Annotated in this window: 24 protein-coding genes; 6 read left to right on the top strand and 18 right to left on the bottom strand. The window is 64.5% G+C overall.

From position 1 onward, the window contains the following. Positions 1-39: 39 nt before the first annotated feature. The 3 genes from ACFWU5_RS03975 to ACFWU5_RS03965 form a co-directional block, all read right to left on the bottom strand. Positions 40-2,895: a tetratricopeptide repeat protein gene (locus ACFWU5_RS03975; protein WP_379266083.1), complete on the bottom strand. Its 2,856-nt coding sequence runs from the start codon at positions 2,893-2,895 to the stop codon at positions 40-42. A 113-nt stretch (positions 2,896-3,008) separates the two neighbouring features. Then, positions 3,009-3,620 carry a Uma2 family endonuclease gene (locus ACFWU5_RS03970; protein WP_379266082.1) on the bottom strand — a complete coding sequence of 204 codons (612 nt, stop codon included), beginning with the start codon at positions 3,618-3,620 and terminating at the stop codon, positions 3,009-3,011. Positions 3,621-3,707: 87 nt separating this feature from the next. Continuing rightward, the gene (locus ACFWU5_RS03965) at positions 3,708-5,720 is read right to left on the bottom strand and encodes an ATP-binding protein (protein WP_379266213.1); all 2,013 of its coding nucleotides are present in this window, start codon (positions 5,718-5,720) and stop codon (positions 3,708-3,710) included. A gap of 158 nt (positions 5,721-5,878) precedes the next feature. Between ACFWU5_RS03965 and ACFWU5_RS03960 the strand changes: the two genes are divergently transcribed. Further along, positions 5,879-6,799: a hypothetical protein gene (locus ACFWU5_RS03960; RefSeq protein ID WP_379266081.1), complete on the top strand. Its 921-nt coding sequence runs from the start codon at positions 5,879-5,881 to the stop codon at positions 6,797-6,799. Positions 6,800-6,803: 4 nt separating this feature from the next. Here ACFWU5_RS03960 and ACFWU5_RS03955 read toward each other — a convergent pair whose 3' ends face one another. Then, positions 6,804-8,078, bottom strand: coding sequence for an ATP-binding protein (locus ACFWU5_RS03955; RefSeq protein WP_379266080.1), 1,275 nt, complete (start codon positions 8,076-8,078; stop codon positions 6,804-6,806). Positions 8,079-8,365: 287 nt separating this feature from the next. Between ACFWU5_RS03955 and ACFWU5_RS03950 the strand changes: the two genes are divergently transcribed. Both ACFWU5_RS03950 and ACFWU5_RS03945 read left to right on the top strand, forming a co-directional pair. After that, a complete protein-coding gene (locus tag ACFWU5_RS03950) occupies positions 8,366-8,632 on the top strand; it encodes a hypothetical protein (protein ID WP_379266079.1) in 267 nt (88 codons plus the stop codon). After that, positions 8,629-9,048: a type II toxin-antitoxin system VapC family toxin gene (locus ACFWU5_RS03945; RefSeq protein ID WP_379266078.1), complete on the top strand. Its 420-nt coding sequence runs from the start codon at positions 8,629-8,631 to the stop codon at positions 9,046-9,048. Before ACFWU5_RS03950 ends, ACFWU5_RS03945 begins: the two co-directional genes overlap by 4 nt. A gap of 33 nt (positions 9,049-9,081) precedes the next feature. On the opposite strand, the gene ACFWU5_RS03940 is transcribed toward ACFWU5_RS03945, so the two are convergent. Together ACFWU5_RS03940 and ACFWU5_RS03935 are read right to left on the bottom strand one after the other, a co-directional pair. After that, entirely contained in the window at positions 9,082-9,405 is a 324-nt protein-coding gene (locus ACFWU5_RS03940; RefSeq protein WP_379240193.1) for a hypothetical protein, read from the bottom strand. Beyond that, a complete protein-coding gene (locus ACFWU5_RS03935) occupies positions 9,402-9,680 on the bottom strand; it encodes a hypothetical protein (RefSeq protein ID WP_379240194.1) in 279 nt (92 codons plus the stop codon). Before ACFWU5_RS03935 ends, ACFWU5_RS03940 begins: the two co-directional genes overlap by 4 nt. A gap of 105 nt (positions 9,681-9,785) precedes the next feature. Between ACFWU5_RS03935 and ACFWU5_RS03930 the strand changes: the two genes are divergently transcribed. Next, the gene (locus ACFWU5_RS03930; RefSeq protein ID WP_379266077.1) at positions 9,786-11,075 is read left to right on the top strand and encodes a hypothetical protein; all 1,290 of its coding nucleotides are present in this window, start codon (positions 9,786-9,788) and stop codon (positions 11,073-11,075) included. Here the strand turns inward: ACFWU5_RS03930 and ACFWU5_RS03925 are convergent. From ACFWU5_RS03925 to ACFWU5_RS03900, 6 genes are all read right to left on the bottom strand, one after another. Continuing rightward, on the bottom strand, positions 11,072-11,482 hold the full coding sequence (locus ACFWU5_RS03925) for a type II toxin-antitoxin system VapC family toxin (protein WP_379266076.1): 411 nt from the start codon (positions 11,480-11,482) through the stop codon (positions 11,072-11,074). The genes ACFWU5_RS03930 and ACFWU5_RS03925 overlap by 4 nt on opposite strands. Continuing rightward, positions 11,475-11,726: a type II toxin-antitoxin system Phd/YefM family antitoxin gene (locus tag ACFWU5_RS03920; RefSeq protein WP_379266075.1), complete on the bottom strand. Its 252-nt coding sequence runs from the start codon at positions 11,724-11,726 to the stop codon at positions 11,475-11,477. The genes ACFWU5_RS03925 and ACFWU5_RS03920 overlap by 8 nt, the downstream gene beginning before the upstream one ends. Positions 11,727-11,815: 89 nt before the next feature. Further along, entirely contained in the window at positions 11,816-13,327 is a 1,512-nt protein-coding gene (locus ACFWU5_RS03915) for a class I adenylate-forming enzyme family protein (protein WP_379266074.1), read from the bottom strand. Beyond that, positions 13,324-14,079 carry a glycosyltransferase family 2 protein gene (locus ACFWU5_RS03910; protein ID WP_379266073.1) on the bottom strand — a complete coding sequence of 252 codons (756 nt, stop codon included), beginning with the start codon at positions 14,077-14,079 and terminating at the stop codon, positions 13,324-13,326. The genes ACFWU5_RS03915 and ACFWU5_RS03910 overlap by 4 nt, the downstream gene beginning before the upstream one ends. After that, positions 14,076-14,417, bottom strand: coding sequence for a hypothetical protein (locus ACFWU5_RS03905; protein WP_379266072.1), 342 nt, complete (start codon positions 14,415-14,417; stop codon positions 14,076-14,078). Before ACFWU5_RS03905 ends, ACFWU5_RS03910 begins: the two co-directional genes overlap by 4 nt. Further along, positions 14,414-15,226, bottom strand: coding sequence for a hypothetical protein (locus ACFWU5_RS03900; protein WP_379266071.1), 813 nt, complete (start codon positions 15,224-15,226; stop codon positions 14,414-14,416). The genes ACFWU5_RS03905 and ACFWU5_RS03900 overlap by 4 nt, the downstream gene beginning before the upstream one ends. A gap of 147 nt (positions 15,227-15,373) precedes the next feature. Between ACFWU5_RS03900 and ACFWU5_RS03895 the strand changes: the two genes are divergently transcribed. Both ACFWU5_RS03895 and ACFWU5_RS03890 read left to right on the top strand, forming a co-directional pair. Next, the gene (locus ACFWU5_RS03895; protein ID WP_379266070.1) at positions 15,374-16,609 is read left to right on the top strand and encodes a cytochrome P450; all 1,236 of its coding nucleotides are present in this window, start codon (positions 15,374-15,376) and stop codon (positions 16,607-16,609) included. 64 nt (positions 16,610-16,673) lie between these two features. Further along, entirely contained in the window at positions 16,674-18,185 is a 1,512-nt protein-coding gene (locus tag ACFWU5_RS03890; RefSeq protein ID WP_379266069.1) for a hypothetical protein, read from the top strand. Here the strand turns inward: ACFWU5_RS03890 and ACFWU5_RS03885 are convergent. The 6 genes from ACFWU5_RS03885 to ACFWU5_RS03860 form a co-directional block, all read right to left on the bottom strand. Then, complete coding sequence (locus ACFWU5_RS03885) at positions 18,182-19,543, bottom strand: FAD-binding protein (protein WP_379266068.1); 1,362 nt, start codon at positions 19,541-19,543, stop codon at positions 18,182-18,184. The genes ACFWU5_RS03890 and ACFWU5_RS03885 overlap by 4 nt on opposite strands. Positions 19,544-19,619: 76 nt before the next feature. Next, positions 19,620-20,258: an ABC transporter ATP-binding protein gene (locus ACFWU5_RS03880; protein ID WP_379266067.1), complete on the bottom strand. Its 639-nt coding sequence runs from the start codon at positions 20,256-20,258 to the stop codon at positions 19,620-19,622. Then, on the bottom strand, positions 20,252-21,184 hold the full coding sequence (locus tag ACFWU5_RS03875; protein ID WP_379266066.1) for an ATP-binding cassette domain-containing protein: 933 nt from the start codon (positions 21,182-21,184) through the stop codon (positions 20,252-20,254). Before ACFWU5_RS03875 ends, ACFWU5_RS03880 begins: the two co-directional genes overlap by 7 nt. Next, complete coding sequence (locus ACFWU5_RS03870; protein WP_379266065.1) at positions 21,181-22,014, bottom strand: ABC transporter permease; 834 nt, start codon at positions 22,012-22,014, stop codon at positions 21,181-21,183. The genes ACFWU5_RS03875 and ACFWU5_RS03870 overlap by 4 nt, the downstream gene beginning before the upstream one ends. Further along, positions 22,007-23,038 (bottom strand): ABC transporter permease, encoded by a 1,032-nt coding sequence (locus tag ACFWU5_RS03865; protein ID WP_379266064.1) that lies wholly within the window; start codon positions 23,036-23,038, stop codon positions 22,007-22,009. Before ACFWU5_RS03865 ends, ACFWU5_RS03870 begins: the two co-directional genes overlap by 8 nt. Further along, positions 22,999-24,576, bottom strand: a complete 1,578-nt coding sequence (locus tag ACFWU5_RS03860; protein WP_379266212.1) for an ABC transporter substrate-binding protein — start codon at positions 24,574-24,576, stop codon at positions 22,999-23,001. The genes ACFWU5_RS03865 and ACFWU5_RS03860 overlap by 40 nt, the downstream gene beginning before the upstream one ends. Positions 24,577-24,636: the final 60 nt, after the last annotated feature.

The following is a 24,636-nucleotide window of genomic DNA, read 5'->3' as shown; positions in this document are numbered from 1 at the left end:
GCAAGATTCGCTACCAGAGATCCGACGGCGCTTGTCCTCCTATCGGCCGCCCCGTCGAAGATGTCGGATCCACTCGCGAATTCGGACGGTGTCGAAGGTGGGTGACCCGATTGCGCGCGTGTAATCAGCGAACCGCTGCTTGACGGCCACAGGGGTGCTTGCTGTTGTTCCCGACTGTTCTTGAAGAGATGCGAGACTACTGCGTGTCAGCAGTGTGTTTGGATGGTCGTGCCCAAGGATGCGCTGCTGGTCGGTGACCAGTTGCTCAAAGGCCGCGAGGGCGCGGAGGGAGTTTCCCGACCTGCTGTAACAGTTAGCGATGTTGCTGCGTATTCGGAGCGTATCCGGATGGTCACGTCCGAGTACGCGGTGCTGGTCATGCAGCAACTGTTCGAAATAGGCAAGGGCAGCGGTGAAGTCGCCGGATATTCCAAGCCAGGATGCGATATTGCTGCGTGTTCGGAACGTGTCGGGATGGTCGGGCCCGAGCACGCGGCACCGATCGGTGAGGAGTTCGCCGAATGCGGCGATAGCGCCAGTGGTGTCGCCGGATCGCCCGCGGCAGAAGGCAATGTTGCTGCGTGTTCGGAGCGTGTCGGGATGGTCGTGCCCAAGGATGCGCTGTTGGTCCGGCAGCAGATGCTCCGCGGAGGTGAGTGCGCCGGGTATATCGCCGGACTCGCCGCGCCACGACGCTATGTTGCTGCGGGCTTCCAGCGTGTCCGGATGGTCAGCTCCGAGGATACGTTGGCAGTCGGAGAGGAGGAGTTCGAATGCGGTTAACGCTCCGACGAGGTCTCCCGTTTCCCCACGCCAGTAGGCGATGTTGTTGCGGATGCGTAGTACGTCGGGGTGGTCGGGTCCAAGGATCCGTTGGTGGTCAGGAAGGAGATGTTCTGTTAGTGCGAGTGCGTCGCCCACACGTCCGCCGAGTGCTAGGTGTCGGGCGCCAGCTTTCGTGCGGTACGCAAGCATTTGTGTGGATCCCTGGGATGTAAGGCTGTCGGCGATGGCCAGGTGAGCTGCAGCGAGGTCTCCTGCAATGTGTCCGGCTATGGGACGTCTGAAAGCCAAGTGTGCCAATCCGATTCGCTCTTCCTCGGATTTCGGTGCGGTGCGTGCGATCAGCGAGCCGAGCGACGTGATCAGGTTGCGAAGTGTGGACTCGGAGATACCGCTCCCGCCGAGTCGGATCAGGGCGGTTTGAGCGACTTCGAAGGGAAGTACTGGCCCGACGCCGACGGCGAGGAGAACAGCGAGCAGTCGGCGGATGGAGGCTGCAGAAGTCTTGGATGGAGTGCCGTCGTCCGCCGGAGCGGAGGCGTCATCGATGCGTTGGGCGACGGCTCGGGCCAAAACCGAGTCATCTGCGCTCGACCAGTTTGCGGGGAGTCGGGAAATCTCGGCTAGCAAACGGGAGATCAACCAGCCGCCAGAGATCGGAGCGTCCGAAATCCGCGTTCCCGCGAGGTCTTCCTTGGTGATGCCGCCCCGTACTGCGATAGTTGCGTTGACCACAGCTTGCACAGAAGGCAACTCGATGGTGACACGGTAGGCGCTGTCGAGCCGGGGATCCTCTGCTGCCACCGTACCTGCCCGAACACCGATAATAATGCACAGGTGCCGAGCTGCCGCATCGGTTGTCATCGCCGTAATCGCGCTCAAAAGCTCGTCCCGGTTGCCGTGATCTGGCTGATCGAGCCCGTCCACGATGATGTGCACCGCATGCTTTGTCGCCACCGCCGCGAAGGGCAACATCACGAGTCTCTCAAGAGGGCCCCTGGTGCGCAGTTGCTCTTCGGAGAGCATGCTGGCGACCCGCTCGGCAGCTTCGGGAAATCCCGGCAGAGTTCGCGATAATTGCGCTACCAGTTCCTCGGCCACCGACGAAGGGCTGCTTGCCGCATCAAGGAAAACTGCTGCGCTCACATACTTTTCGGGAATCAACTGCTCGTTATCGTGCTTTGTGGCGCGAATAAGCAGGCCCATGATCGCTGACTTCCCAGATCCAGCGGGTCCGACAACGACGCGCAATCGCGGCGGCTTGTGGTTGACGAGTTCGGCGACGGCGTCCCAGGTGTTCTCCGTCCAGAACAAGTCCCTGGTCAACTGATCAACCAGACCAGCCGACGGACGGTCCTTCAAACAATCCCCCCGTGCCGCGTTGGGCACCAACCACAGCCCCGGGTCACCACCTCGTGTCGCCAATGCCGCGCCTGACATGGTGAGGCTCATGTGTCCAGGCTCGACGCGGCGGCAACCTCTCGCGATCGGCGCCCGCAGCGAATCGACCGAGATCACGCTGTTGCCCTGAACATCGCCCTCACGCAACGTCTTCAGCGCCGTCCTGGTGAAACAGGCATCGTAGGCGGGCTGGTCATCGGCGGCGGCGGTCAGCAATTCCAGCCGGCCCGCGTTGCGCGGGATCACCGCGACCCACTCATCGCTGGCCCGGTCGATGGCCCCGCCGGACGCGCACGCGTCCACCATCACGATGAGTCCGTCGAGCGAGTAGTTGTCACGGCGATCGAGGCAGGTCTTGATCCGGTAGCCGAGGTCGATCGCACCATCGGCATTGGGAACTTCCGGCGAATCCTTGGCCAGCAGATAGTAGGCGAGACCTTGGGGGTGGTAAACGCCGTGCCCGACGAAGCTGAACAGCAGCGTCGCATTCTGTTGTGCAGCAGCGTCGAAAGCCGCGGAAATTGCCGTAAGTAGTTGATCGCGGGTGGGGTCGAGCAGCGCGTTGCCGTCGCCGGTCACCGATTCCCAGCCACCGTGCTCACTCAGCTCGCTGAGCAACTGTTGCGCGAGCACATCGATGTCGTTGATCTGCCTCTGCGTCCCCAGCGCAGCGCATTGCGACGCCACCACCAACGCCAGCCGTCCACCCATCCCACGAACCTAGCGCGCCCATCGCGGCACCGCGCTCGCAAGCTGAAAATAGAACGGCAAGTACGTATTTCATCTCCGAACGCCCGCTGATGGACATCCGTCCCGAACCGACGCTACGGACTGTCCAGTGCATCCAACGTGATCGCCAACGTCACCGGCGTATCGAGAACGAGCGCGGTGCGGTGCACCCGATGCGGCATGTACCGCATCCCCGACCAATCGAGCCGGTACTCCTCGATCCGGTCGATCCGACTCCAACTTTTGTCGAAGTGGACGATCAGATAAACCGGAATTCCGGCACGCGCATAGAGCTGGCGTTTGACGCCGGTGTCGGCGTCGACTGTCGAGCGAGAGGCGATTTCGGCGACCAACGAGATGTGCTCGCGCACGGTGTTGACGTCGTAAGGCTCGCAGTCGCGGACGAAGACATCTGGGTAACGAACATTGAGCCGCTGGTCGGCGGGTACGTCGTCGTTGTCAGCGAACCGAACCGCCACGTCGGACCCCACCCGCAGACACGGTCCCGCCGGATCGCGCGCGTTCTCGATCGCAGCGGCCAAGCGGCGCACCACGAGGCTGTGGGCGTCGCTTTGGGCCATCGCCCGAACCACGAGCCCGTCGACGATCTCGAAATCACCAAAGGTAGTGCTGAGCGAATCGGGTTCAGCATCAAGGAACTGCTCGACGGTGATGCGTTGCGCATCGTCTGGCTGCGCTGCGGTCATGGTCAGCTCCTCGTCTCGACAGCACCGACGAGCCTACCGTGGAGTGACCACCAGATGGTCGTTCGCTGTCGGTGACTCCCTGCTGCGCTACCATATTCCCCGTCCGAGGGTGCGATATCGCAGTGGGCGCACGCCGTCGTCCATTCGCTGTCCGAGGACCAAATGGCGAGCTCCGGCCCTTCTTTCGTAGTCAGCTGCCTGTGTCGAATCTGTGTCGCGCAGACTCTTAGAGATTGCGGCGTGTGCCGCGACAACGCCCATACCGATGCGGTCAGTGATTGGCGATGCAAATGCATAGTGCGCCAAACCGACTCGCTCGTAGTGAGTGTTGGGCGCAGTCCGTGCAACGAGCGAGCCCAGGGACGTGATCAGATCGCGTAGCCGGGGGACGGAAAGCGTGATTCCGAGTGTTGTCATTGCTGCGTGCGCGACCTCCAAGGGAAGGATAGCGCCTACGCCCGCCGCCGAAAGAATTGCGAGCAGCTGATGGATGTGTAGCTCTGGCATACCCAAGTCTGGTCCATTCTGTGGATGAGTTGAGGCATCGTCAATTCGCTGAGCAACCGCGAGAGTTAGGGTGGTTGTGTTCGTCCTTGGCCAATCAGTCGGCAACTTCGAAATTTCGGTTAGTAGGCGCGCAATCAGCCATCCGCCCGCCATCGGGGCATCCGGTAGTAGCTTTACATCCGATTCATCCGTAGGGCTTCCGTGTCGCAATGACATTGTCGCGTGGATGACAGTCTCGATGGACGGTAGTGGGACTGCAACCGTAACCCCATGGGTCAAATATGGATGCACCTCGATGCCGGTGCCCTGGCGAATGCCAGCAATTATTTGTAGGTGGCCGACCTTATTGTTTGTGGTCAATTTCGAGATCGCGGCGATCAATGCTTCGCGGTTTTCGGCGTCTGGCTGGTCGAGTCCATCGATGATGATGTTGAATGGTTCGTCGGTGCGTACTGCGTCTAGCGGCAGCGCGACCATCCGGTCGAACGCACCCAGCGAACATTGCGGATCCTCAGTCAGCATGCGCGCTGAAGTCGCCACCGCTTCCTTGAATCCATCGAGCGTGCGGGCCAATTGCGCAGCGAGTTCTTCGGCGACGGACTCGGGGCTGCTGGCCGCATCGAGAAATACTGCGGCGCAAATGAAATCGACCGGAATTGTCTTGCGCTCCGTCGCTCGAATCAGCATGCCCATGATCGCCGATTTGCCTGACCCGGCAGGTCCGACCACCATCTTGAGGCGCTCGGGTTCCCCAGTGACGATCTGGCGCACGCAGGCTCGAACCTCTTTGGTGATGAACAGGTCTCGCGTCAGTTGGTCGACCAGCCCGGCCGATGGACGCCCTGTAACGGCGTCCGCCCGTGCCCAATTGGGGACAAGCCACAAGCCTGGGTCGCCACCTGCCGACGCCAATGCCGCGCCGGAAAGCGTGAGACTCATATGCCAAGGTTCCTGCAACGTGCATTTCGCAGCGATAGGCGCCCGCAACGCGCTGACGAGCATCTGGCTTTCGCCTCGCGGATCCCCAGTACGCAGTGCATGGATTGCGGTGCGGGTGAAGCAGGCGTTGTAGGCGGGTTCGTCTCCAGCGGAAGCCGTGAGCAGCTCCATTCGCGAGGCATTGTGGGGAATCAGGGTGAGCCACTGCTGCCCGGCGCGATTGATCACCCCGCCTGATTGGCAGGCATCGACGAGGACGATGAGTCCGTCGAGCCCCGTCTTCCCGTAGAGGTTGAGTCCTTCCTTGACCCTGTATCCGAGGTCGAGCGCCGAATTACCAGTCGGCGTCATGGCGGGCGAGTCGGTCGCCAGTAGGTAGTACGCACCGGCTGCGTCGTTGTTGAAACCGTGGCCGACAAAGCTGATCAGCAGCGTCGCTTCCTGCTCGGCAGCGGCGGTGAACGCCTGGTCAACCGCATCGCGCAGTTGGCTGTGGGTCGGATTGACCAGTGGCGCCCCATCGTCGGTAGCCGACGCCCAGCCGCCGTGTTGGCTCAGCTCGCTGAGCAACTCTCGCGCGAGCACATCGATGCCGTTGATCTGCGGTAGTTCATCGCATTGCGACGCCACTACCAGCGCAAGTCTTCCACCCACCTTGAGCAACCTAATCGGTGCACGGCCGTGTCGGCGACCTACCAGTCCAAAAACTATCTGCCGGTATCGTTTTCGTGAGCAGCTAGGGATAGCGACGATGGACAGGCCAGGGCAGAAACTGGTCTGCGCAACAACCAACGCAATCTGGGGGAGTAAACGTGTCAGAAGTTGTTCTCGTTCATGGGATCGCGCAGGAGCAGTACTCCGCGGACCTGCTCGAAAGCAAGTGGATTCCCGCCATGGCGGGCGCTGTCTGGTTGGCCGGTCACCCCGATCTTGCAGACCAGCTGTGGCGCGACAATCGGCCTGGGCGCATCAAAACGCGAATGGCGTTCTACGGCAACGCGTTTCTCGACGCGGGCGCGCAAGGCGGATCGGGCTCGATGAGCCTCACCGAGGCCGAACTCGACGTCGCCGAACAGCTTGCCTATCAGTGGCTCAGCGCCGCGGCCACCTCGGCCCCCGATCGTGGTGATCGAGCGAAGGCGCAGATCCAGCTCGAGATCCTTGCCGACGACACCGCCCAGCCCATGGGCGTGGGCGCGGCACTTCGCCCGGCGATCAAAGCCCTCACCGGCTTGCGCTGGTTCGCCCCCACAGGCTTCAACTTCGCCGCTCGTTTCGTTGTCGGCGCACTCGGCCAAGTCACCAAATACTTCACGGACCCCGCTGTCCGCGAGCTCGCTCAACAGAAAGTCCTCGAACACATCGGCCCCGAAACCCGACTCGTCATCGCCCATTCGCTGGGTTCGGTGGTCGCCTACGAGGCATTGCACCGGATCGACCACCCGGTCGCCCTCCTCACAGCCGGTTCGCCCCTCGGCTTGCAGTCGATCATCTACCCACGCCTCGATCCGAGCCCGGCCCAAGTTCCTCCCACGGTCACCAGCTGGGACAACCTCGCCGACCGCGACGACATCATCGCAACGACTCTGGATCTGGCACCGCTGTTCAAGAGTTCCAGCAGCGGAATCTCGCCGACCCGCACCGTCGTCGACAACGGTGCCGAGCCGCACAGCGCCCTCAACTACCTCAGTAAAGAGCACGCAGGCAAGGTAATCGCCAACGCATTCGCCTAGTGGGTCAGGCCGCAGACTCCGCCCGCAGCGGAGCATGGCCCCACAGCGCGGACAGCGGAAGTGACAGGATTCGGTCGCCGTACGAGAACCCTTTGGTGCCCAAGTGGAGGACGATTCCGGCGGTGAAGCGGTCGCCGAGTTTGTCGCGCAGCCAGGTGAGGTGGCGGGCGTCGTCGGAGTGGGGGGAGGAGGACGCTTTGACTTCGATGGCGTAGATGCGGCCGTCGGGGGTTTCGAGGATGAAGTCGATTTCTCGACCGTCGCGGTCGCGGTAGTGCATGATCTCGAAAGCGTCGCAGGTCAGGCTTTTCAGTTTCAGCAGTTCGGCGAAGACGAAGGTTTCCGTCAGCGCGCCGAGGCTGCGATGCCCAGGGCGGCGGAGTGTGTCGATGTCGGTATTGGTCAGGTTGGCTGCGACGCCCGAATCGGTGAGAAAGACCTTGGGAGCCTTTGTCAGTCGGGTTACGAGGTTCGTCGACCAAGCGGGGGCGCTCGCGGTCAGGAAGACCGTTTCGAGGTACTTCAGGTATGTCCGGATCGTCTCGCCGGGGAGGGAAAGCCCGTTGCCCACGTCGGAGGCGACGAACGGGCTGCCTGCGCGGGCCGCGATCATCGCTGCGAGGCGAGGAAGGGCCTGGGCGTGCCGAATGTCGGCGAATTCGGTGATATCGCGTTCGATGATGGTGCGCAGGTAGCCGTTGAACCAGCGCCGCCGCGAGCTGTTGTTTCGCATACCGATCACTTCGGGGAAGCTGCCGGTGGTGATCAGTTCGAGGTAGTCGTCTCGCGTCCACGGTGACGTGTCGCCGACGAGTTCGGCGGGTCGGCCGAGCCCAGTCTGGAGGAAATCCTCACCGCCACAGGTTCTTTCGGTCATAGATAGTGGCCAGAGATCGACGAAGGCCGCGCGTCCGGCTAGCGATTCCGACAGTGTGGGGACAGTCAGGAAGCGAGTCGAGCCGGCCAGGACGAACTGTCCGGGGGTTCGATTCTGGTCGACACTGCGTTTCACTGCCAGGATCAAACGCTCCCCGCCGCGCTGCACCTCGTCGATGATCAGCGGCCGTTCGCCGCTGTCGACGTAGGCGACCGGATCGCCCAAAGCGGCAGCGAGTTCTTCGGCGCCGTCCAGCGAGCGGTATGTACCGCCGTGTGCGGCCTGGAACATTTCGAGCAGCGTTGTTTTGCCCGCTTGCCGCGGCCCGTTGACCACGGTGACACGGAGGTCCTGGACCGCATCGGCGAGCTGTTCGGTCGCGGCTCTAGGCACAAGTTCCATCGCAGAATCCCCATCGGCTCGTTGCTGGGCTGATCAACGCTCTGACCAGCCTACATGCAATCTGCCGGGCTCCTATCTTCAATCTGCCGGGGACTTATTTACAATCTGCCGGGCTTCTGTTCGGAATCTGCCGGGCTTCTGTTCGGAATCTGCCGGGCTTCTGTTCGGAATCTGCCGGGCTTCTGTTCGGAATCTGCCGGGCCATTATCGGTGATCTGCCGGACCCTCATCGGAAGTTCACCGCAGTGTGAACGAGCTCGACTCCCTGTGCATGTACTATTGCATGCATGGTTGCCTTGCAGATTCGAGACGTACCCGAGCCCCTGCGTGACCAGTTGGTTGCCCTGGCCCGTCAGCGAGGTCAGTCCCTCCAGTCATTTCTGTTCGACCTGATTCGCGATGAAGCCCGCCGTCAGGACAACATCGCGGTGCTCAAACAGTTCAGCCCCGGAACGTGGGATGTTGCGTTCACCTCGCAGGAGGTGGTGGTGGCGCTGGATGATGAACGCGCCGAGCGTGATTCGGTGCTCGGCGGATCGGAGATCGGCCAGTGATCGTGGTCGATGCTTCGGTGTTCGTCCATGCTCTGTTGAATCCCGACCCCCTCGGTGACAGCTGTCGCGCGGCCCTCGAAGCCGACAACCGCTGGATAGCGCCCCAGCACTGGACTGTCGAAGTCCTCTCGGTGATCCGCCGCTTCACCCGCGCGGGCACCATCAGCACCGAGCAAGCGACCCGAGCGGTCACTGCGGTGGAAAAACTCGACCCGGAAGTCCCTGTCACCCGCGTTCTCGTCCCCAGGATCTGGGAACTGCACGACAACCTGACCGCCTACGACGCCGCCTATGTCGCCGCGGCCGAGGCTTACGGTTGCGACTTGCTCACCACTGATTCGCGGTTGGCGAACGCGCCGGGGATCGACTGCACGGTGCGTATCCTGACGGCCCCGGCGGGTGCTTCGCCGCGATAGACGACTACCCGGCCTGCATGGCGGGTCTGCTGTTCAACTCGCCCGATGGATCGGGTGGACGCGGGACAGGGCGCGTTTGGCTTCGGCCAGGGAGATCATTTGGTCTTCGTCGTCTATTTCGGCGACGGCTGCTTCGGCCCATTCGCGCAGCAGGGTGGATACGCCTACGCGGCGTTCGTCGGCGAGGGATTTCAGGCGGCTGTGTAGGCCTAAGGGGAGGCGGATCGACGTGGTCACCATGATGTCTTCGTTGGCAGGCAGGCGTGGTGGGGCGTCGGCCGGCTCGTTGGTGAAGGTCAGCCGGTCCATGAAGTCGGCGAGTTGTTCTTTGCTGGACGGGAGTCCTGGCTCGCTCATGATCGGTTCCCACTTTCCCACTGCTCGAATTGCGCCAGTTCCTCGGCGCGCATCGTGCGTGCGCCGATGATCACCCACGTCCAGTCCTGCTGTTGACGTGTCACCACGATCAACGGGCGCCCGGATGTGGTGCGCCCCCACACCGTCAATACGGTCACCTGGCCGTCGAAGGCCTGGCGTGGCCACCGTCGTGACGCTGCGAGGACCTGCCGAACCTCGCTGGGTTCGATGCCGATCAGGTGAGCGATCGCCCAATCAGGCCACTCGAAACCCATAGGTCCATAATACGCACGTAGTAACCGGCTGTGAAAGTAGTGAGCATCGAGCAGGCCGCAGTTCGCTACGCTCGGCGTTATCTGTTAGCCGAACGAAGGGGCGATATGGGCGAGGTGAGCCGCCCGCTGTCGGCGTCGGAGCGGTGGTTCTGGCTGGTGGATCAGTTGTCGCCGGCGAATTGCGTGGTCCGGTTGCGGGTGCGCGGGCCGATCGGTGCCTACCGTCTCGAGGATGCCGCCGACGCCCTGGTCGCGGAGTTCCCGCTGCTGCGCGCGACGGTCGTCGAAGGTCCCCGTTTCGAGCCTTCCGCTGACCCGCACCTGCCGGTCCTGCACCGCGTCGTCGCCGATCCGGACGAGTGGCGAGCAGTTTTCGACGAACAACTAGCCGAGCCAATAGATCTCGCGACATCTCCCGGCCGACTCATCGATTTAGCCTGGCGCCCAGGAACTTCCGATGAACACCACGACCTGATCTTGGTCCTGTCCCACGTCTTTCTCGACGGCCGTTCGATGGCATCCCTGGGTTGGCGAATCCTGGCCTACGCCTTCGGTTCTCCCACACCCATCGCCACCCGCCCACCGATCCCCGCCCCCGACGACCTCATCCCACCCGCACACACGCGCCTACTCCACTGTCTCCGCACCAACATCACCGCCCAACTCACCGCCACGGCCCGCCGCCCCACCAGGCTGCCCGGCATCCGGGCACCGCTACCAATCCGCCGCACCCGCACCGTAATTCGCACCATCGAGGGCAGCACTCTCACCGAACTGCGCACCCGCTGCCACCAAAACGACGTCACCATCAACGCCGCCTTGACCGCCGCACTCGCCAACGCCCTGGGCGAACTCGCCCCCAGAAAGTCCGGCGTTGCAGGCATCGGCATCCCCGTAGACATCCGCTCCCGCCTACAACCACCTCCGGCCGACGACGAGCCCGGCATGTTCACCGCAGTCGTCCCCACCTTCGTTCCCTACGGGCCGACCCACTCACTCTGGGAAGCCGCCAAAGCAGCGAAAGCCCAACTGGCCCAACAGTTAGCGAAGAACAACGACCTGACCGCCCTAGCTGCCATCCGCTACGGCTGTCCTCGATCCCTCGAATCCGGCAGACGCACAATAGAACTCATCGACCGCAGAGCTCCCTGGAACGTAACCCTCAGTAACCTGGGAAAACTAACGCCACCCGAAACCCCTGAGCCACTGACCATCACAGCCCTGACCATCGCCGGAACGAACTCCTGCGCCAGCGCTCTGACAGTCGCCGTAGCCACCCTCGACACCACAATGTCGATCACCTTCTGCTACGTCGACACCATGCTCCCGAGAACAACCATCGAAGCCCTCGCCCACAGCACGATTCGATCCGTCTCTCGCTGGATCGACTGCTAGACGGGGACGATGTTGAGCAGGGGGCCGAGCCCTTTGAAGTCCTCGGGGTTTCGGGTGTACAGCGGCAATGCGTGTTGGACGGCCGTGGCTGCGATCTGCAGGTCTGCGACACGGCGAGGCTTGCGGCCGATCTGCTCGACCAGCAAAGCCAGCGACCCGTACACGTGCGCGGTGTCGACGTCGAACGGGAGCGGATCGAACGACCTGACGACCCATTGGAACCGAAGCTGGCGCTGTGCCTGGTGTACCGGGTCTTTCGCGGCGTGGAGCCCGGCGGCGAGTTCGGCGACGCTGACAGCGCTGATCGCGGCGTCCGCGTTTTCGGGCAGGCTCGAATGGATCTCGGAGTAGTCGATGAGGACCGAGGTGTCGAGCAGGATGTGGAGTGGCTCGACGAACTCACTCACCGTCGGGCATTTCCGGGTCGATCATCGCGTCCAGGTCGGCACGCCACTGCTGGTAGTCGACGCGCGGAAGTCGGGCGCTGGTACGGGCGAGCTCGGTGACAGGTACGAAGGTGCGTCGGACGAGGGGCTCGAGCTTGGCCACGGGGTTGCCGTTGCGGGTGATGATGAAGCTCTCGCCCGCCTCGACTGCGGCGAGGACTTTTCCGCTGTCGTTGCGAAGATCGCGTTGCTGGATCTGCTTCATGACCAGAGTGTATTCGGATGCTACGCCATGTGCAGAATGCTACAAAGGCGCACGACGCATCAGGAAATTGGGGACCTGGTTGGTCGGGATCAAGCGAGCATCCCGCGCACCAATTCCCGTAGCGCCGCACGGTCCGGCTTGTTCGTTCGTCCGCTGACCGGGATCCGGTCTACGACCACGATGTCGTCGGGCACGGCGGTGGTGTCGATGAGTTGCGGCAGGCGCCGGCGCAGGAGTGCGACGATGTCCCCGGCTTCCGGCCCGACCACCACGGCGAGCACGATCCGTTCGTCGCCGATCTCGTCGGGCAGGCCGACCATGATCGCCTCGCGCACCCCGTCGATCGCGGTGATCGCCGGTTCGTACAGTCCGGGGTAGATGTTGGTCTTTCCCCTGATCATCATGTCTTTCTTGCGGCCGGTGAGGACCAGTTCCTTGCCGTCCCAGCGCGCGAGGTCGCCGGTGGCGATTTCGGTGAGGGGCTCCGCGCCGAGGTAGCCGCGGCACAGGTTCGGGCCGGAGAGGACGAGTTCGCCGTCGTCGGCGATGCGGGCGTCCACCCCGCGCACGGGTGCGCCGAGGAGGTCTCCGTCGTGGGCGAGTTTGGCAGTGCCGGTCGCGACGGCTACCGGGAGGATCTCGGTCATTCCGTAGATCGCGAGAAACTCGGTGTCGGGCAAGGACTTCTGCGCCCGCCGCAGTAGGGCCGACGTGACCGGGGCGCCGCCGAGTGCCACCTGACGCAACTGCGCAGGCGCCGAAAAGGCCCCCGACTCAACAGCATCAAGCGCCACCGCAAGATCAGCCGGGGTATAGAACGCGTGGGTAGCACTGCGCAGATTCCGTGTGAACCGCACCGGGTCGATATGAGTCCCGAACCGCGGGTATCGAGGGATTGCCCACCTCGCCCCCGCCATCAACGCGGGCAACCCCATCATGAGCTGCTCTGTATGAAGGAAGGCGCCCGGCGCGAGACTGGTCCGACCGGCCATCGCAAGAAGTCCCGCACTGAGCGAACCACGGGTGTGTACAACGGCTTTCGGTTCATCGGTAGTCCCGGAGGTGAACACGATCAATGCCGCCGCGTCAGGATCCGAAGCCGGTACAACAGCCTCACGCGCATCACCGGTGAACCGCCGCAACGGAATCGACGACAGCGGCGTCCCCGGCACCCACACCCCACTGTGAATATGTCGAACATCGAGCGCCCCGAACCGCGGCAACTGCAACTCCCGCCCGAACCGGGACAGCGGCCCACTCGCCGCATACAGCAGCGATTCCGTTGCCGCCCAAGAAGGTTCAACAAGATCCACCCGCTTGGCGAAGAGCTCAGGCCCCACACCAGGATCGACGAAAACGATAGTCCCACCAGCCGCGATAGCCCCGAAGATCAACAGCACCGACGGCACACTCGGCCGAATCGAGAACAGCATCCGATCACCGGGCCGGAATCCGGCCTCGCCGAGATTGTGCGCCACCCGCCCGACCGTGTCCGCGAGTTCTCGGTACGTCAGCGCACGCTTGCCGACAGTCCCCAGCGCCGACGCGTCGGGAATACGGTCAGCCTGTGCCGCAAGCCTTTCGAGAAAATCAGCGCTCATCGAATATCGACCACCTCTGGCCGATACCGATGATCGGCATACCAGGCGAGCGTCTTGCGAATCCCCCACGCGCGAACCCGTCGGTTGGACCCGTACACCCGCACATCCCGACGCAACCCGTAGTCGGTGGTGATCGTGCGCACCGCGTTGACCAGCGCCCGATCCTCGTGCAGGTCCTCGATCGCAGTACGCGGGAATCCGCCTGCCGCGACATACAATTCGGCGGTGATAGCCATATTGCACCCCGGCGTCATCACATAGGGCCCGAGATACTTCGGATCTCGATTACCCGAGCGCACCTTGCCGAACGCCGACGCCACCTCCAGCACCACCCGAATGATCGTGCGATCGATCCACGAAACACCCTCGTCGGTGCGCGGAATCAACTGTCCGCTGACCAACCGCAGCCCCGAGTCGAACCCCGCTTTGATCCGCTCGGTCCAATCGGGTGCTGGCAGGCAGTCGGCATCGGTGCGCGCGAGGTGGGTCGCCCCGTGCGAAATCGCATGGCGCATACCGGTATCGGCGGCCGCCCCGGTGCCCTTCTGTTGCTCGTCGATCACCACAATGCGCGGAACAGGATGCGCATCGGCGAACTCGCGCACCAGTTCAACTGTGCGGTCGGTCGAGTTGTTGTCGACCACCACGACCGTGAAATCGGTATCGCGTTGTGCGGCAATGGCATCCAAGGTGGCGCGAATCCCGCGTTCCTCATCGAGGGCCGGAATCACCACCCAGAGGGTGCCGTTCATCGTCGGTCCAGTGTCTTCCACCAGGTCGCCCCGAACAGCATCGTCATCACCGCGGCCCGCTTCGCCGAGATCCCCTGCACGGCAGCGACTTCGCGCGCCGCGGGAATCTGCGCGGCGTGCACCCCGACGCTCAACACCACATCGATCCAGAACGCCACCCGCAACACCCGCCCACGGAACGGCCGCACCACCCCGACGATCAGGAAAATCCACCCGATCACCGGAATGGCCCGCAACGCCAACACCGCTTCATGGCTGAGCTGCGGTGCGTCGGCGTCGGCGCGATGCCGACCGGGCGCCGCATCGGGAACAACATGCAACGAACGAGAATGCGTCACCGCACACCCACCCCTCGATAGGTCACCGCGGCGGCAGTAGGCCCACCGTCTGCGGCGACGAACAACAATGGCCGATCGATCAAACCCGCGTCTCGCGCGGAAACAAACGCGGCGGTCAGCGCGGAAGTGTGTGCGTCCGCGGCGAAGTCGTCGGTCACCAGCGCGCCCACCCCGAGTTCAGCAGCGAGTTCCCCGGCGAAGTCCGACGTCGGCTTCCCGCACAGCAACACCACAGAGGACGCGTCGATACCGTCCGCCGCCAACGCTTCTCGCGCCGCCGCAGCAGCATGTTCAACGAGTTCGGCTGTCCCCGCACGCATTTCCACCGTCAACGAAGAATGTCCGGAAGCTCCGGTTACTCCCTGCGAATCGGGCAACGCATCACCCGCACTCACATGCACGCCACCGAACCCCACTGCGTCAGCACAATTCTCGAGCACGAAAGCAGCCCCCACAGGTTCGAACTCCACCTCGCCGGACCCCGCGTCCCCCGACACCACAACCACATGCCCCACCGGCAGATCAGCCAGCAGCGAAGCCGCCACCCCCACAGCGTTGACCACCCCGCAGGCCCCGTTCATCAGATCGAACGACAAACACGGCACATCCCCGCGCCGATAGTCCAACCCGATCCCCGCCGCCTGCTGGATCAGCGCGGCGACCGCCGGTTCCACGAGGTTCGCGTCGCGATAGATCCCCACGTTGATCAGCGCGTCGACCTGTTCGGGCACGCAACCCGCCGCCGCCAACGCCGCGCCTGCCGCATCGGCGGCCTGTCCTACCGAGCTGACTCCGCCGCTGCGAGTCACTGCCGAAGAAATGATGATTCCCATACTGTCCTATACCCGCAGATCGCCGGTTGTCACCGACAGAAATCCGGCGACCACCCCGCAGGGCGATGTCGATCCTAGATCCAGACCTTCACTAATCGGTCACGGTCAACTAGATTCCGCCGGGTGTGGAGCTCTGCCCGACGCCATGAACTCACCCTACTTGCCGCCGGTCAGCCCTGGCTGCCCGGATTATTGCTGCTCGGCAGGTTCGCGCGTCCGATCCGCAAGGTGGGTCCACTGGGCTGGGTCGTGGCGGATCCGCTGGTGGCACGCGAAATCTACAACGACAGCACACATTTCAGCATCGTGTCCGAAGGCGCGGCCGGGCACTGGTGGGCGCAGGTGATCGGCGACTGGGTGCAGGACCTGTTCGAAGGGCCCGGCCACACCGACCTGCGAAGCAAAGTGCGCGACCTGTTCACACTGACCCACACCGATGCGCTGGTCGCGCGCGTGATCGGCGCAGACCTGCGTAACCTGCGCGAACGACTGGCCGCGGGGGAGACCGTCGACATCGCCGCCCGCGCGCGGATCCTGGTCGGCCGCAGCGTGTCCGACCTGGTCGGGATGCGCCCCGAAGATATCGCCGCGGCCATCGGCGGCGACTACACCGACGACCAGGACGCGCTGTTCCTGCGCCTGTTCCATCACGTCGAAGAGCTGGTCAACCTCGGTTTCGGCACCATGACCTCGACCACCCTCGACCCCGTCGCCCTGGCCCGCGCCCGCGAACTCGCCGCCCAGCTCGCGGTGAACGTGCCGCAGGCCTACGCCCGCGCCGACCCGAACACCACCCTCGGCCGCTGCCGCGAACTGGGCCTGGACGTCGAGCACGCGGGCGGCCTGGCGATCCTCATGGCGGTCGCGGGCACCGACACTCTCGCCAGCGCCATGACCCGCATGGTGGCGATCATGCACGACACCGACCAGCACCGCGCCCTGCTCGCCGCCCCCGACCGCCTTCCTGACGCGGTCCGCGAAACGCTGCGCGTGACCAGCCCCGCCTACCTCGTCGGCCGGTCGGTCACCGCGGACGTGCGCATCGCCGACCGCGACCTGCGCGCGGGCGAACACGTCAAAATTCTCACCTGGACGATCAACAACGCCGCCGGCGAGTTCCGTGTCGACCGCGATTACAACCCGGAAACCCGCCAGCTCTGGTTCGGCGGCGGCCGTCACCTGTGCCTGGGCGCGCAGCTGGTCCACTCCGAACTCACCGCGCTGCTCGAAGCGCTCACCGCCGCGGGTCGGCCGTGGGAGATCGTCGAACGTCGGTACCGGCGAAAGGTTTTCATCCCCACCTACGAAACCCTGCGCATCCGGCTGACTGAGTCGGCTGGATCGACCTCGTCGCTATAGGATCGCCCCTGATACAACAGTTTTGGGGTCGGCGAGCAGGACAGCCGGTCTGCGAGGAGGGGCAATGTCGGATTCCGGCGATCGAAACGAATCCGGCGGGCAGGCTGACGTGCCGCCGAATCCTCCTGCAGGCCAGCAGAATCCACACTGGGGCGCACCTCAGCCGCATCCGTACAGCGGCCCGCCCAACTACTTCGCAGCGCCGCCGAACCAGTACGCCCAGCCCAACCCCTACGGCGGCCAGTTCGCGCAGCCTTACGGATACCCGGCTGGCCAGCACCCGCAACAGTTCCACACTCCCGCACCCCGGCGCAGCAGCAAGAAGCCGATAATCATTGCGGCACTTGCCATCCTGTCGGTCTTCGCGGTGGGGATCACGGCGGTTGTCGTGTTCGCCTCCGACATCGGCCGTTCCACCCCCGAACGACAGGCCCGATCATCGCTGGCCACTGCGCAAGTGGGACTGCTGCACACCCCCGCCGTGCGCTACGTGGGCACCGTCACCGGCACCGCCTTGGGTTCGCCGACGCTGAATGTGGACCTGATCGTCAGCAATGTCGGTGACGCCACGGGCACGGTGTCGGTGGGCAACGCGCAGCTGGACTACCTGGGCGTCGGCGGCAAGTCGTTCCTGGAAGGCGACGAGAACGGTTGGCGCGCACTGGGTGTGACCGCGGATGTCGTCGGAAGTTACACCGGCCGCCCGATCATGATCGGCCCCGACCTGTTCGGTGTCGACTTGGCGACCACACTGGCACCCGCCCGACTCGCGCTGGCACTGGACCCGGATGCCGTGCGCGACAAGCAGGTTGGCATCGGTACGTCAATGTACATCGGCGGTCACGAGTCGACACCGGTCACCAGCGGCGGCCTGACCACCTACCTGCGCGGCCTGCACGAAGACGGCACCACCACCGAAACCGGGCAGATCATCGCGCGCATCATCAGCGACGAATCCTTCGGCGCCAGCCAGTCCGACCTGCCCAGCTTCACCCTCGACACCGAATACCTGGCTTCCGCCACCACCCTGTATTCCGAACTGCCCGGCCGAATCGACAAGCTGAACAAAGCAGTCGATTCGCGAGTCAGCGTCGACGGCACCCTGAACGGCCGATTCCTGGAAAACCCGTGCATGGGCGTGTGCACAATCGAATTTACGATCCGAAACACGGTCAAATCCACTTCTGATATTCGCGTCACCACCCTGTCCTACGACCACACCATCACCGTCGAATCCACGGTCGCCATCACCACCAGCCCCAATTGCGCAGGCTCCGGAACCATGGCCCCGAACGGGTCGGCCACCATCCGTTGCACCGCCACCTACGACCCCTACCAAATCCCCGCAGGCACCACCGTTCCGATCAACGCCTACGCCCAGGTAAGCGTGCGCGCCCTGAACCCGGAGCAGGTATCCGCCCTCAAAACCCAAATCCAAGGCAACCAGTCCTCCACCCCGACCGCAGGGGCGACCATCGACGACGACTGGAACGCGTACACAGCATCCGGCGGCACACTCACCAAAGAAGCCTGGACCACCGAACGCACAGCCCTGAACGACCGCACCACCGGTTAACCGTGCAGCCGCAGTCGCCGCGACAGGTCGGAGACGAACACCCCCTCCGGGTCGACCTGATCGCGGATCTGCCGCCATTCGTCCAGCCGCGGATACATCGCCGCGATCATGTCGGGCGTGGTCCGCGATTCCTTCGCGAAATACAACCGGCCACCCGCCGCCCGCACCCGCTCGTCGAGTTCGACACAAAACCGGTCGAGTCCGCTGGTCAGCGCGAAATCCAAGCTCAGCATGTAACCGGGATGCGGCCAGGAAAGCGGTGCCGGATTACTCGCGCCCATGCGCTTGAACACATTGAGGAACGAGTGATGCCCCGACTCGGCGATGGCCCGCACCGCGTCGGCCAGCTGTTGCTCGGCCCCGAACGGCATCGAGAACTGGTACTGCAGAAACCCGCGCTTGCCATAGGCGCGATTCCATTCACCGAGTAGATCGAGCGGGTGATAGAACTGCGTCAGATTCTGAATGCGCCCGCGCGCCCGCCGCGGAAAGACGCGATGCGCGGCCTCGGCGGCAATACGTGTGGTCACCGCATTGACCATCCCGTTGGGGAAGATATCGGGCACCGTGAACAATTGCGGCGCGTCGAAATGCAATGGCCGGCTGCGCAGCTTCACCGGCAGCTGATCGACAGTGGCCAATGACCCTCGGCTGAACCCGGCACGTCCGAGTTTCGCGCCGGTGGAAATGGTGTCCGGCACCGACATCGAGTAGTCGTACCCGTCATCGGACCCGCCGGTGAGCAACTCCATCGTCTCGTCGAGATCGCGCGTGCGGTCGTTGTCGACGATGAAATGGGCGGTCTCGGTGTGCTTCAACCTGATTCGAGCACCCACGATGATGCCGGTCAGACCCATCCCACCCACCGTTGCCCAGAACAGCTGCGCCTCAGCACCTTCCGGCGTGAGCGTCCGTACCGATCCGTCGGCGGTCAGCAGGTCCATCGACACCACGTGATTGCCGAAGCTGCCCTGCGAATGATGGTTCTTCCCATGGATATCCGCGCCGATCGCCCCACCGACGGTCACCTGTCGGGTGCCCGGCAGCACCGGAACCCAGAGGCCGTGGGGCAGTGCGGCGCGCATGAGCGTGTCGAGGCTGACGCCCGCGTCGACCGCGACGATCCCGCTGTCGGGGTCGATGCTGTGGATGCGGTCCAGCGCGGTCATGTCGACCACCAGTCCGCCCGCGTTCTGCGCCGGGTCGCCGTAGCTGCGGCCGAGGCCGCGCGCGATCACCCCGCGCGGGCCCGCGGTGCGCACCCGTTCGGCGATCACCGCGATGTCCGGCGTGTGGAGAACTTCGGCGACCGTGGGTGCGGTGCGTGCCCAACCGCTGAGGCTGCGGTGTGTGCTCACTGCTTCGTCCTGCGTCAATGTCACAGGGGCTCACGCTAAGTCGAGTTTCTGAGCGCAGGCTGAGGTATTTGTGTCGTTATTGCGGAGATGGTTGACCGGTGGTCAAGACACCCTCGTGCATGGTCAGGATGCGGGTGCAGGCGATGTCGAGGAGGGGTTTGTCGTGGCTGATCAGGAGGGTGCCCATGCTCGTTTGTTGCATGACCAGGCGGATGATGGTGGCGGTGGTGGCGGCGTCGAGCATGGCGGTCGGCTCGTCGAGGATCAGGTAGTGGGGGTTTTGGGCTAGGGCTCTTGCTAGGCAGGCGCGTTGGAGTTGGCCGTCGCTGAGGGCGTGGGGGCGGCGGGTCAGCAGGTCGGGGGTCAGGCCTACTGAAGTGGCTAGGGCGTGTAGGTCGGGGGCGGGGGTGCGGCGGATGGTGGCGGGTTCGGTGATGATTTGGGCGATGGTGAAGTGGGGATTGGTTGCGGCGCGGGGGGATTGGAAGACCATGGCGGTGGTGCCGCGGGCTTTTCGGGGTGGTTTTCCGTTGATGGTGACCGTGCCTGCGGTGGGGGTGAGCAGGCCTGCCATTGTTCGGGCGAGGGTGGTTTTGCCTGATCCTGAGTCGCCGGTGATTCCGACGATCTCGCCGGGGGCGATTCGCAGGTCGATGCCGCGGATGACGGGTTCGCCCGCGCGGTAGCCCGCGGTGACGGAGTCGGCTGTCAGCATCGGGACCTCGGATGGCGAATCATGCGCTGCTGCTGAGGAATCAGTGCTGTCCGCTCGCCCGCGTACGGGCAGATTTCGGACAGGTTCGTCAGCGGTTGCGGTGGGTGGGGGAGGGGGTGCAGGCCGTGCTCGGGGAGGGCGGCGAGCAGGTCGCGGGTGTAGTCGTGCCAGGGGTCGGCGAGCACCTCGGTGGCGGGTCCGACCTCCATCAGGCGGGAGGCGTACATGACCGCGACGGTGTCGGCGATGCTCGCGCGCAGCAGGTGGCTGAGATCGTGGGTGATCATCAGGACCGCCGCACCATCATCGGCGCACTCGCGCAACAACTTTCCGATCTGGTCGGTGCGCGAGAGGTCCAGTCCCGAGGTCGGTTCGTCGGCGATGATGACCGAGGGGTCGCCCGCCAAAGCCGCTGCGACAGCGGCACGTTGGGCCATGCCGCCGGAAAGTTCGTGCGGGTACAGGTCTAGCGAGGCACGGGACAGACCCGCACGGTCGACGAGGTCAGCGGGGCTGTGTGCGGTGCCGTGCGCGGTGATGGCTTCCCGTAGTTGCGAACCGATGGTCCGCACGGGCGTGAACGAGGTGCTCGGCGACTGAGGTACCAGCGCGATATGGCTACCGCGATAGGGGTATTCGCCGGCGAGGATGTCGGTGGTGCGTCGGCCCAGTTCTAGGTGAATGGACCCGGTGGTCACCGCCTCACGCGGCAGCACACCCATCACCGCACTCGCGACAATCGACTTCCCGCAACCGGATTCGCCGACGAGAGCGGTCACCGCGCCCGCCGCAACCTCGAGCGACACGTCGGTCACCGCGTGCACCACAGCACCCGCGCCGACCGGAATTCGCACGGTCAACGAATCGATCGACAGACCGATGTCGTCGACCACCTGGACCGGCGGGAGGTGGAATGGGCTCGTCATCGCGGCATCCTCGAAGGTTTGGGCGGCGTGAGCAACGTCCGCAACGACGACCCCGCGACGGCGACCGCCACCGTGGTCAACACCAGGAACCCGGCCGGGAAAACGAGCGTCCACCACCCACCCAACAGCAACGACGTGCGTGCCTCTTCCAACAGCGTGCCAAGACTCGGTTCGTGCGGCGGCAGCCCGAACCCCAGGAACGACAACGTCGATTCGTGCCAAATAGCATGGGGCAGAAGCAGAACCACCGCGATCAACGCCTGCGGAGCCACCGCCGGAAGCAGATGTCGGACCAGCAGATGCGCACGCCCCGCCCCGGCAAGCACTGCGGCAGAGACATATTCGCGCTCCCGCAAACTCAAACTCTCCGCCCGCACGATCCGCGCGACCTGCACCCAGTGCGTGAGCCCGATCGACAACACCACCGCCACCGCGTTCCCACGAAACAGCGCCACGATCACGATCCCGAGCAGCAGATGCGGCAGCGCGTTCGCGGTATCGGCGAACCGCATCACCACCCGATCCACCCACCCACCGGCCAACGCCGACACCGCCCCGACCAACACCCCGAGCACCGTGGACACCGCCGCCGCACACACCGCCACGATCAGCGACGTCCGCAACGCCGCCGCGATCCGCACGAACAGCGACCGCCCTGCGGAGTCCGTCCCGAACAACCACTGCCCCGACGGTGCCTGCCGCGCACTCGCGAAGTCGGTCAGCCGATCGTCGACCCCGCCGATCCACGGCACGAGCACCGCATACAGCACCACTGCTACCAGCACCGATACCGCGAGGTACAGCCGCCGGCGACCAGTCGACTCAACCATCGGCGCGCACCCGCGGATCCAACAGCACCACCGCGACATCGGCCAGCAGCGACCCGAGCATCACCGCGCAGGTCGTGCCGACGGTGAGAATCGCCAGCAACGCCATATCGAGGTCCTTCGCCGAGTGCACGAACGCCCCGGCGATCCCCGGCCACGAGAAGATCTCCTCCACCAGCACCGCCCCGACCACGATCTCGGGCAACCGTGCACCCAGAATTGTCACGAACGGCGCGAGCGAGGTCGGCAGGATGTGCCTGCGGGTGATGGTGGCGGTGTCGATGCCCCGCGTGGCCGCGCCGACCACGAAATCCTCGCCGCGATTGCCCGACACCGATTCCCGCACCGCCAACAGCAACCACGGCACCTGCGACACGGCCAAAGCAAAGGCAGGCAGCACGAGATGCCGCACCACCTGGCCGAATCCGACCTCGGCGCCCGCGTCGGTGAGCCCGGCGGGCGGCAACCACCCGAGACCGACCGCGAACAGCGCGATCGCGGCCAGCGACACCACGAACGGCGGCAACCCCTGCATCATCACGCACGAGGCGGTGACCAGCTTGTCGACCAGTCCGCCCCGATGCATGCCCGCCCACACGCCTGCGCCGAGCGCGACCACGATCGCCACACTCATCGCGACGACGACCAGCAGCACTGTCCACGGAATCCGTTGGGCCAGCAGAGTACTCACCGGCTGAGCGAATCCTCGCGAGACGCCGAGGTCGCCGCTGAACAGGTCGCCGATCCACCGCCCGTACAGCTGATACCAGGACGCGTCCAGCCCGAGCTGATGGGTGAGCAGCGTCCGATCCGACACGCTCGTCGTCTCGTAACGCACACCGAGGTACCCGACCAGCGGATCGAACGGTGACAGTGCGGCCGCGGCGAACAGTGCGGCCGACACCGCGACCAGCACCGGAATCAACGTGACCAACCGCCACCCGACCAAGGCCCCGAGCCCGCGCTCGCGAAAACGACTGCGCCCCATCATCGTGTCCACGTCTGCAGCGACCACCAGGGTCCCCACGTCACGCCGTGCGCGTGCGGTTCGAGGATCGGGCCCGACATCTGCCAGGACGAATCCTTCACCACATAGGTGTGGTCGAGATGCACCAGGAAGATGTGACTCGGGTCCTGTGCGTAGCGGCTCTGGACTTCGCGATACGCGGCAGCGCGTACTACTGGATCGATACTGCGCCTTGCGGTTTCGAGAAGGCCGTCGATCGCAGGATCGGTGTGGCGGCTCGCATTGTCGTACGGGCTACCCGCGCCCGGATCCGGTGAGTGCAGGGTGTTGTAGGCCTGCGTGTCGGGATCGTACGGCTCGCTACCGCCGCCGAGCAGGATCCCAGCCTGCTCGATACGCGGTTCGATCCGATCCCACGACAGTGCTTCCAGATCGACCTCGATACCCACACGACGAGCATCGGACGCAAAAGCCAGTGTGAGATCACGACGCAACGTGTCCGTGGAGTTGTACATCACGGTAAAGCGAGCGCGCACACCATCTTTCGCGCGCACACCATCCGAGCCCGCACGCCACCCCGCATCGTCGAGGATCTGCCCGGCTTTCCCGCGATCGAAGGCGAAAGACACTGCCGGGTTATGTGATTCGCCGTAGACACCGGCAAACGGCGTGTAGGCCGGACGCCCGTAACCCCCGAGAATATTGTCGATCATCCCCTGACGATCCACCGCGTAGTTCAGTGCCATTCGCACCGCACGATCACCAGCAACGGGATCACCCTCGGGCATCGAAACCCCACGCCAGTCGGCAGAAGTGTTGGCCTGCACCGTCATCCGCCCAGCGAACGTTCCGGCCAACAACGGCGGCAGCGAAGTCCCATCGAGCTCACCGCTGGCCATCCGCTGCGCACGGGTGTTGTCGTCGGGCACATACAGCACCGTCAACCGCTTGACCGAAGGCGCACCACCCCAATAGCTTTCGTTCGCCTCGAACACCGCCCGCGTCGGCTCCAAGGCAGTGAGTCGATAGGGCCCGGTGCCGATCGGCGCGGTATTGAGCGGCGATTCGGTCGCGGGACCCGGCACCGCCACAGCCTCCGACGGCACGATCCCGATCAGCAACTTGGTCGGAAACGCCGCATACGGATGCCGCAACGTGAACCGCACCGACAGCGGATCCACCGGCTCGACCCGCTCGATCATCGAAAACGACGACCGCACCTCCGAGGCCGACGCCGGATCCAGAATCGCCCGGTAGGTCGCCACCACATCGGCGGCATCGAACTCTGACCCGTCACTGAACCGCACGCCCGCGCGCAGCGGCGTCGTCCACACGGTCGCCTGCGCATCCGGTGTCGGCAGCGCGGTCGCCAACGCCGGGGCGAAACCGGGCATACCGGTGCCACCGGTCAACTTCAGTAGTCCGTCATAGACCTTGGCCTCACCGGCCGCGCCGTACCCCGCGACCGGGTTGTATCCACCCAGTTCGTACGCATCGGCGAGCACGAGCGAGTCGGCGGACCCACTGTCGGGCGCACCGCACGACGTCAGCGCGACCGTCAACGCGGCCCCTACGGCGAACAGCGGCCGACCGCGCATCGAGGACATCCCAACTCATGTTTATCTGAACAGATAAACAGATGATAGTCACGTAAGCTG

Origin of the sequence: Nocardia sp. NPDC058640 (assembly GCF_042716995.1) — a bacterium.
Taxonomy (GTDB): domain Bacteria; phylum Actinomycetota; class Actinomycetes; order Mycobacteriales; family Mycobacteriaceae; genus Nocardia.
Note: the sequence above shows the minus strand (reverse complement) of the source record. Positions and strands in the feature narration are given on the sequence as shown.

Coding starts and splice junctions, on each gene's coding strand:
- ACFWU5_RS03920 (WP_379266075.1), bottom strand. CDS start 11,726: ATGAAGCAGATCCAGCAACGCGATCTTCGCAACGACAGCGGAAAAGTC.
- ACFWU5_RS03880 (WP_379266067.1), bottom strand. CDS start 20,258: ATGCTGACAGCCGACTCCGTCACCGCGGGCTACCGCGCGGGCGAACCC.
- ACFWU5_RS03950 (WP_379266079.1), top strand. CDS start 8,366: ATGGTTGCCTTGCAGATTCGAGACGTACCCGAGCCCCTGCGTGACCAG.
- ACFWU5_RS03940 (WP_379240193.1), bottom strand. CDS start 9,405: ATGAGCGAGCCAGGACTCCCGTCCAGCAAAGAACAACTCGCCGACTTC.
- ACFWU5_RS03975 (WP_379266083.1), bottom strand. CDS start 2,895: ATGGGTGGACGGCTGGCGTTGGTGGTGGCGTCGCAATGCGCTGCGCTG.
- ACFWU5_RS03890 (WP_379266069.1), top strand. CDS start 16,674: ATGTCGGATTCCGGCGATCGAAACGAATCCGGCGGGCAGGCTGACGTG.
- ACFWU5_RS03860 (WP_379266212.1), bottom strand. CDS start 24,576: ATGCGCGGTCGGCCGCTGTTCGCCGTAGGGGCCGCGTTGACGGTCGCG.
- ACFWU5_RS03910 (WP_379266073.1), bottom strand. CDS start 14,079: ATGAACGGCACCCTCTGGGTGGTGATTCCGGCCCTCGATGAGGAACGC.
- ACFWU5_RS03870 (WP_379266065.1), bottom strand. CDS start 22,014: ATGGTTGAGTCGACTGGTCGCCGGCGGCTGTACCTCGCGGTATCGGTG.
- ACFWU5_RS03955 (WP_379266080.1), bottom strand. CDS start 8,078: ATGGAACTTGTGCCTAGAGCCGCGACCGAACAGCTCGCCGATGCGGTC.
- ACFWU5_RS03875 (WP_379266066.1), bottom strand. CDS start 21,184: ATGACGAGCCCATTCCACCTCCCGCCGGTCCAGGTGGTCGACGACATC.
- ACFWU5_RS03930 (WP_379266077.1), top strand. CDS start 9,786: ATGGGCGAGGTGAGCCGCCCGCTGTCGGCGTCGGAGCGGTGGTTCTGG.
- ACFWU5_RS03935 (WP_379240194.1), bottom strand. CDS start 9,680: ATGGGTTTCGAGTGGCCTGATTGGGCGATCGCTCACCTGATCGGCATC.
- ACFWU5_RS03970 (WP_379266082.1), bottom strand. CDS start 3,620: ATGACCGCAGCGCAGCCAGACGATGCGCAACGCATCACCGTCGAGCAG.
- ACFWU5_RS03915 (WP_379266074.1), bottom strand. CDS start 13,327: ATGAGCGCTGATTTTCTCGAAAGGCTTGCGGCACAGGCTGACCGTATT.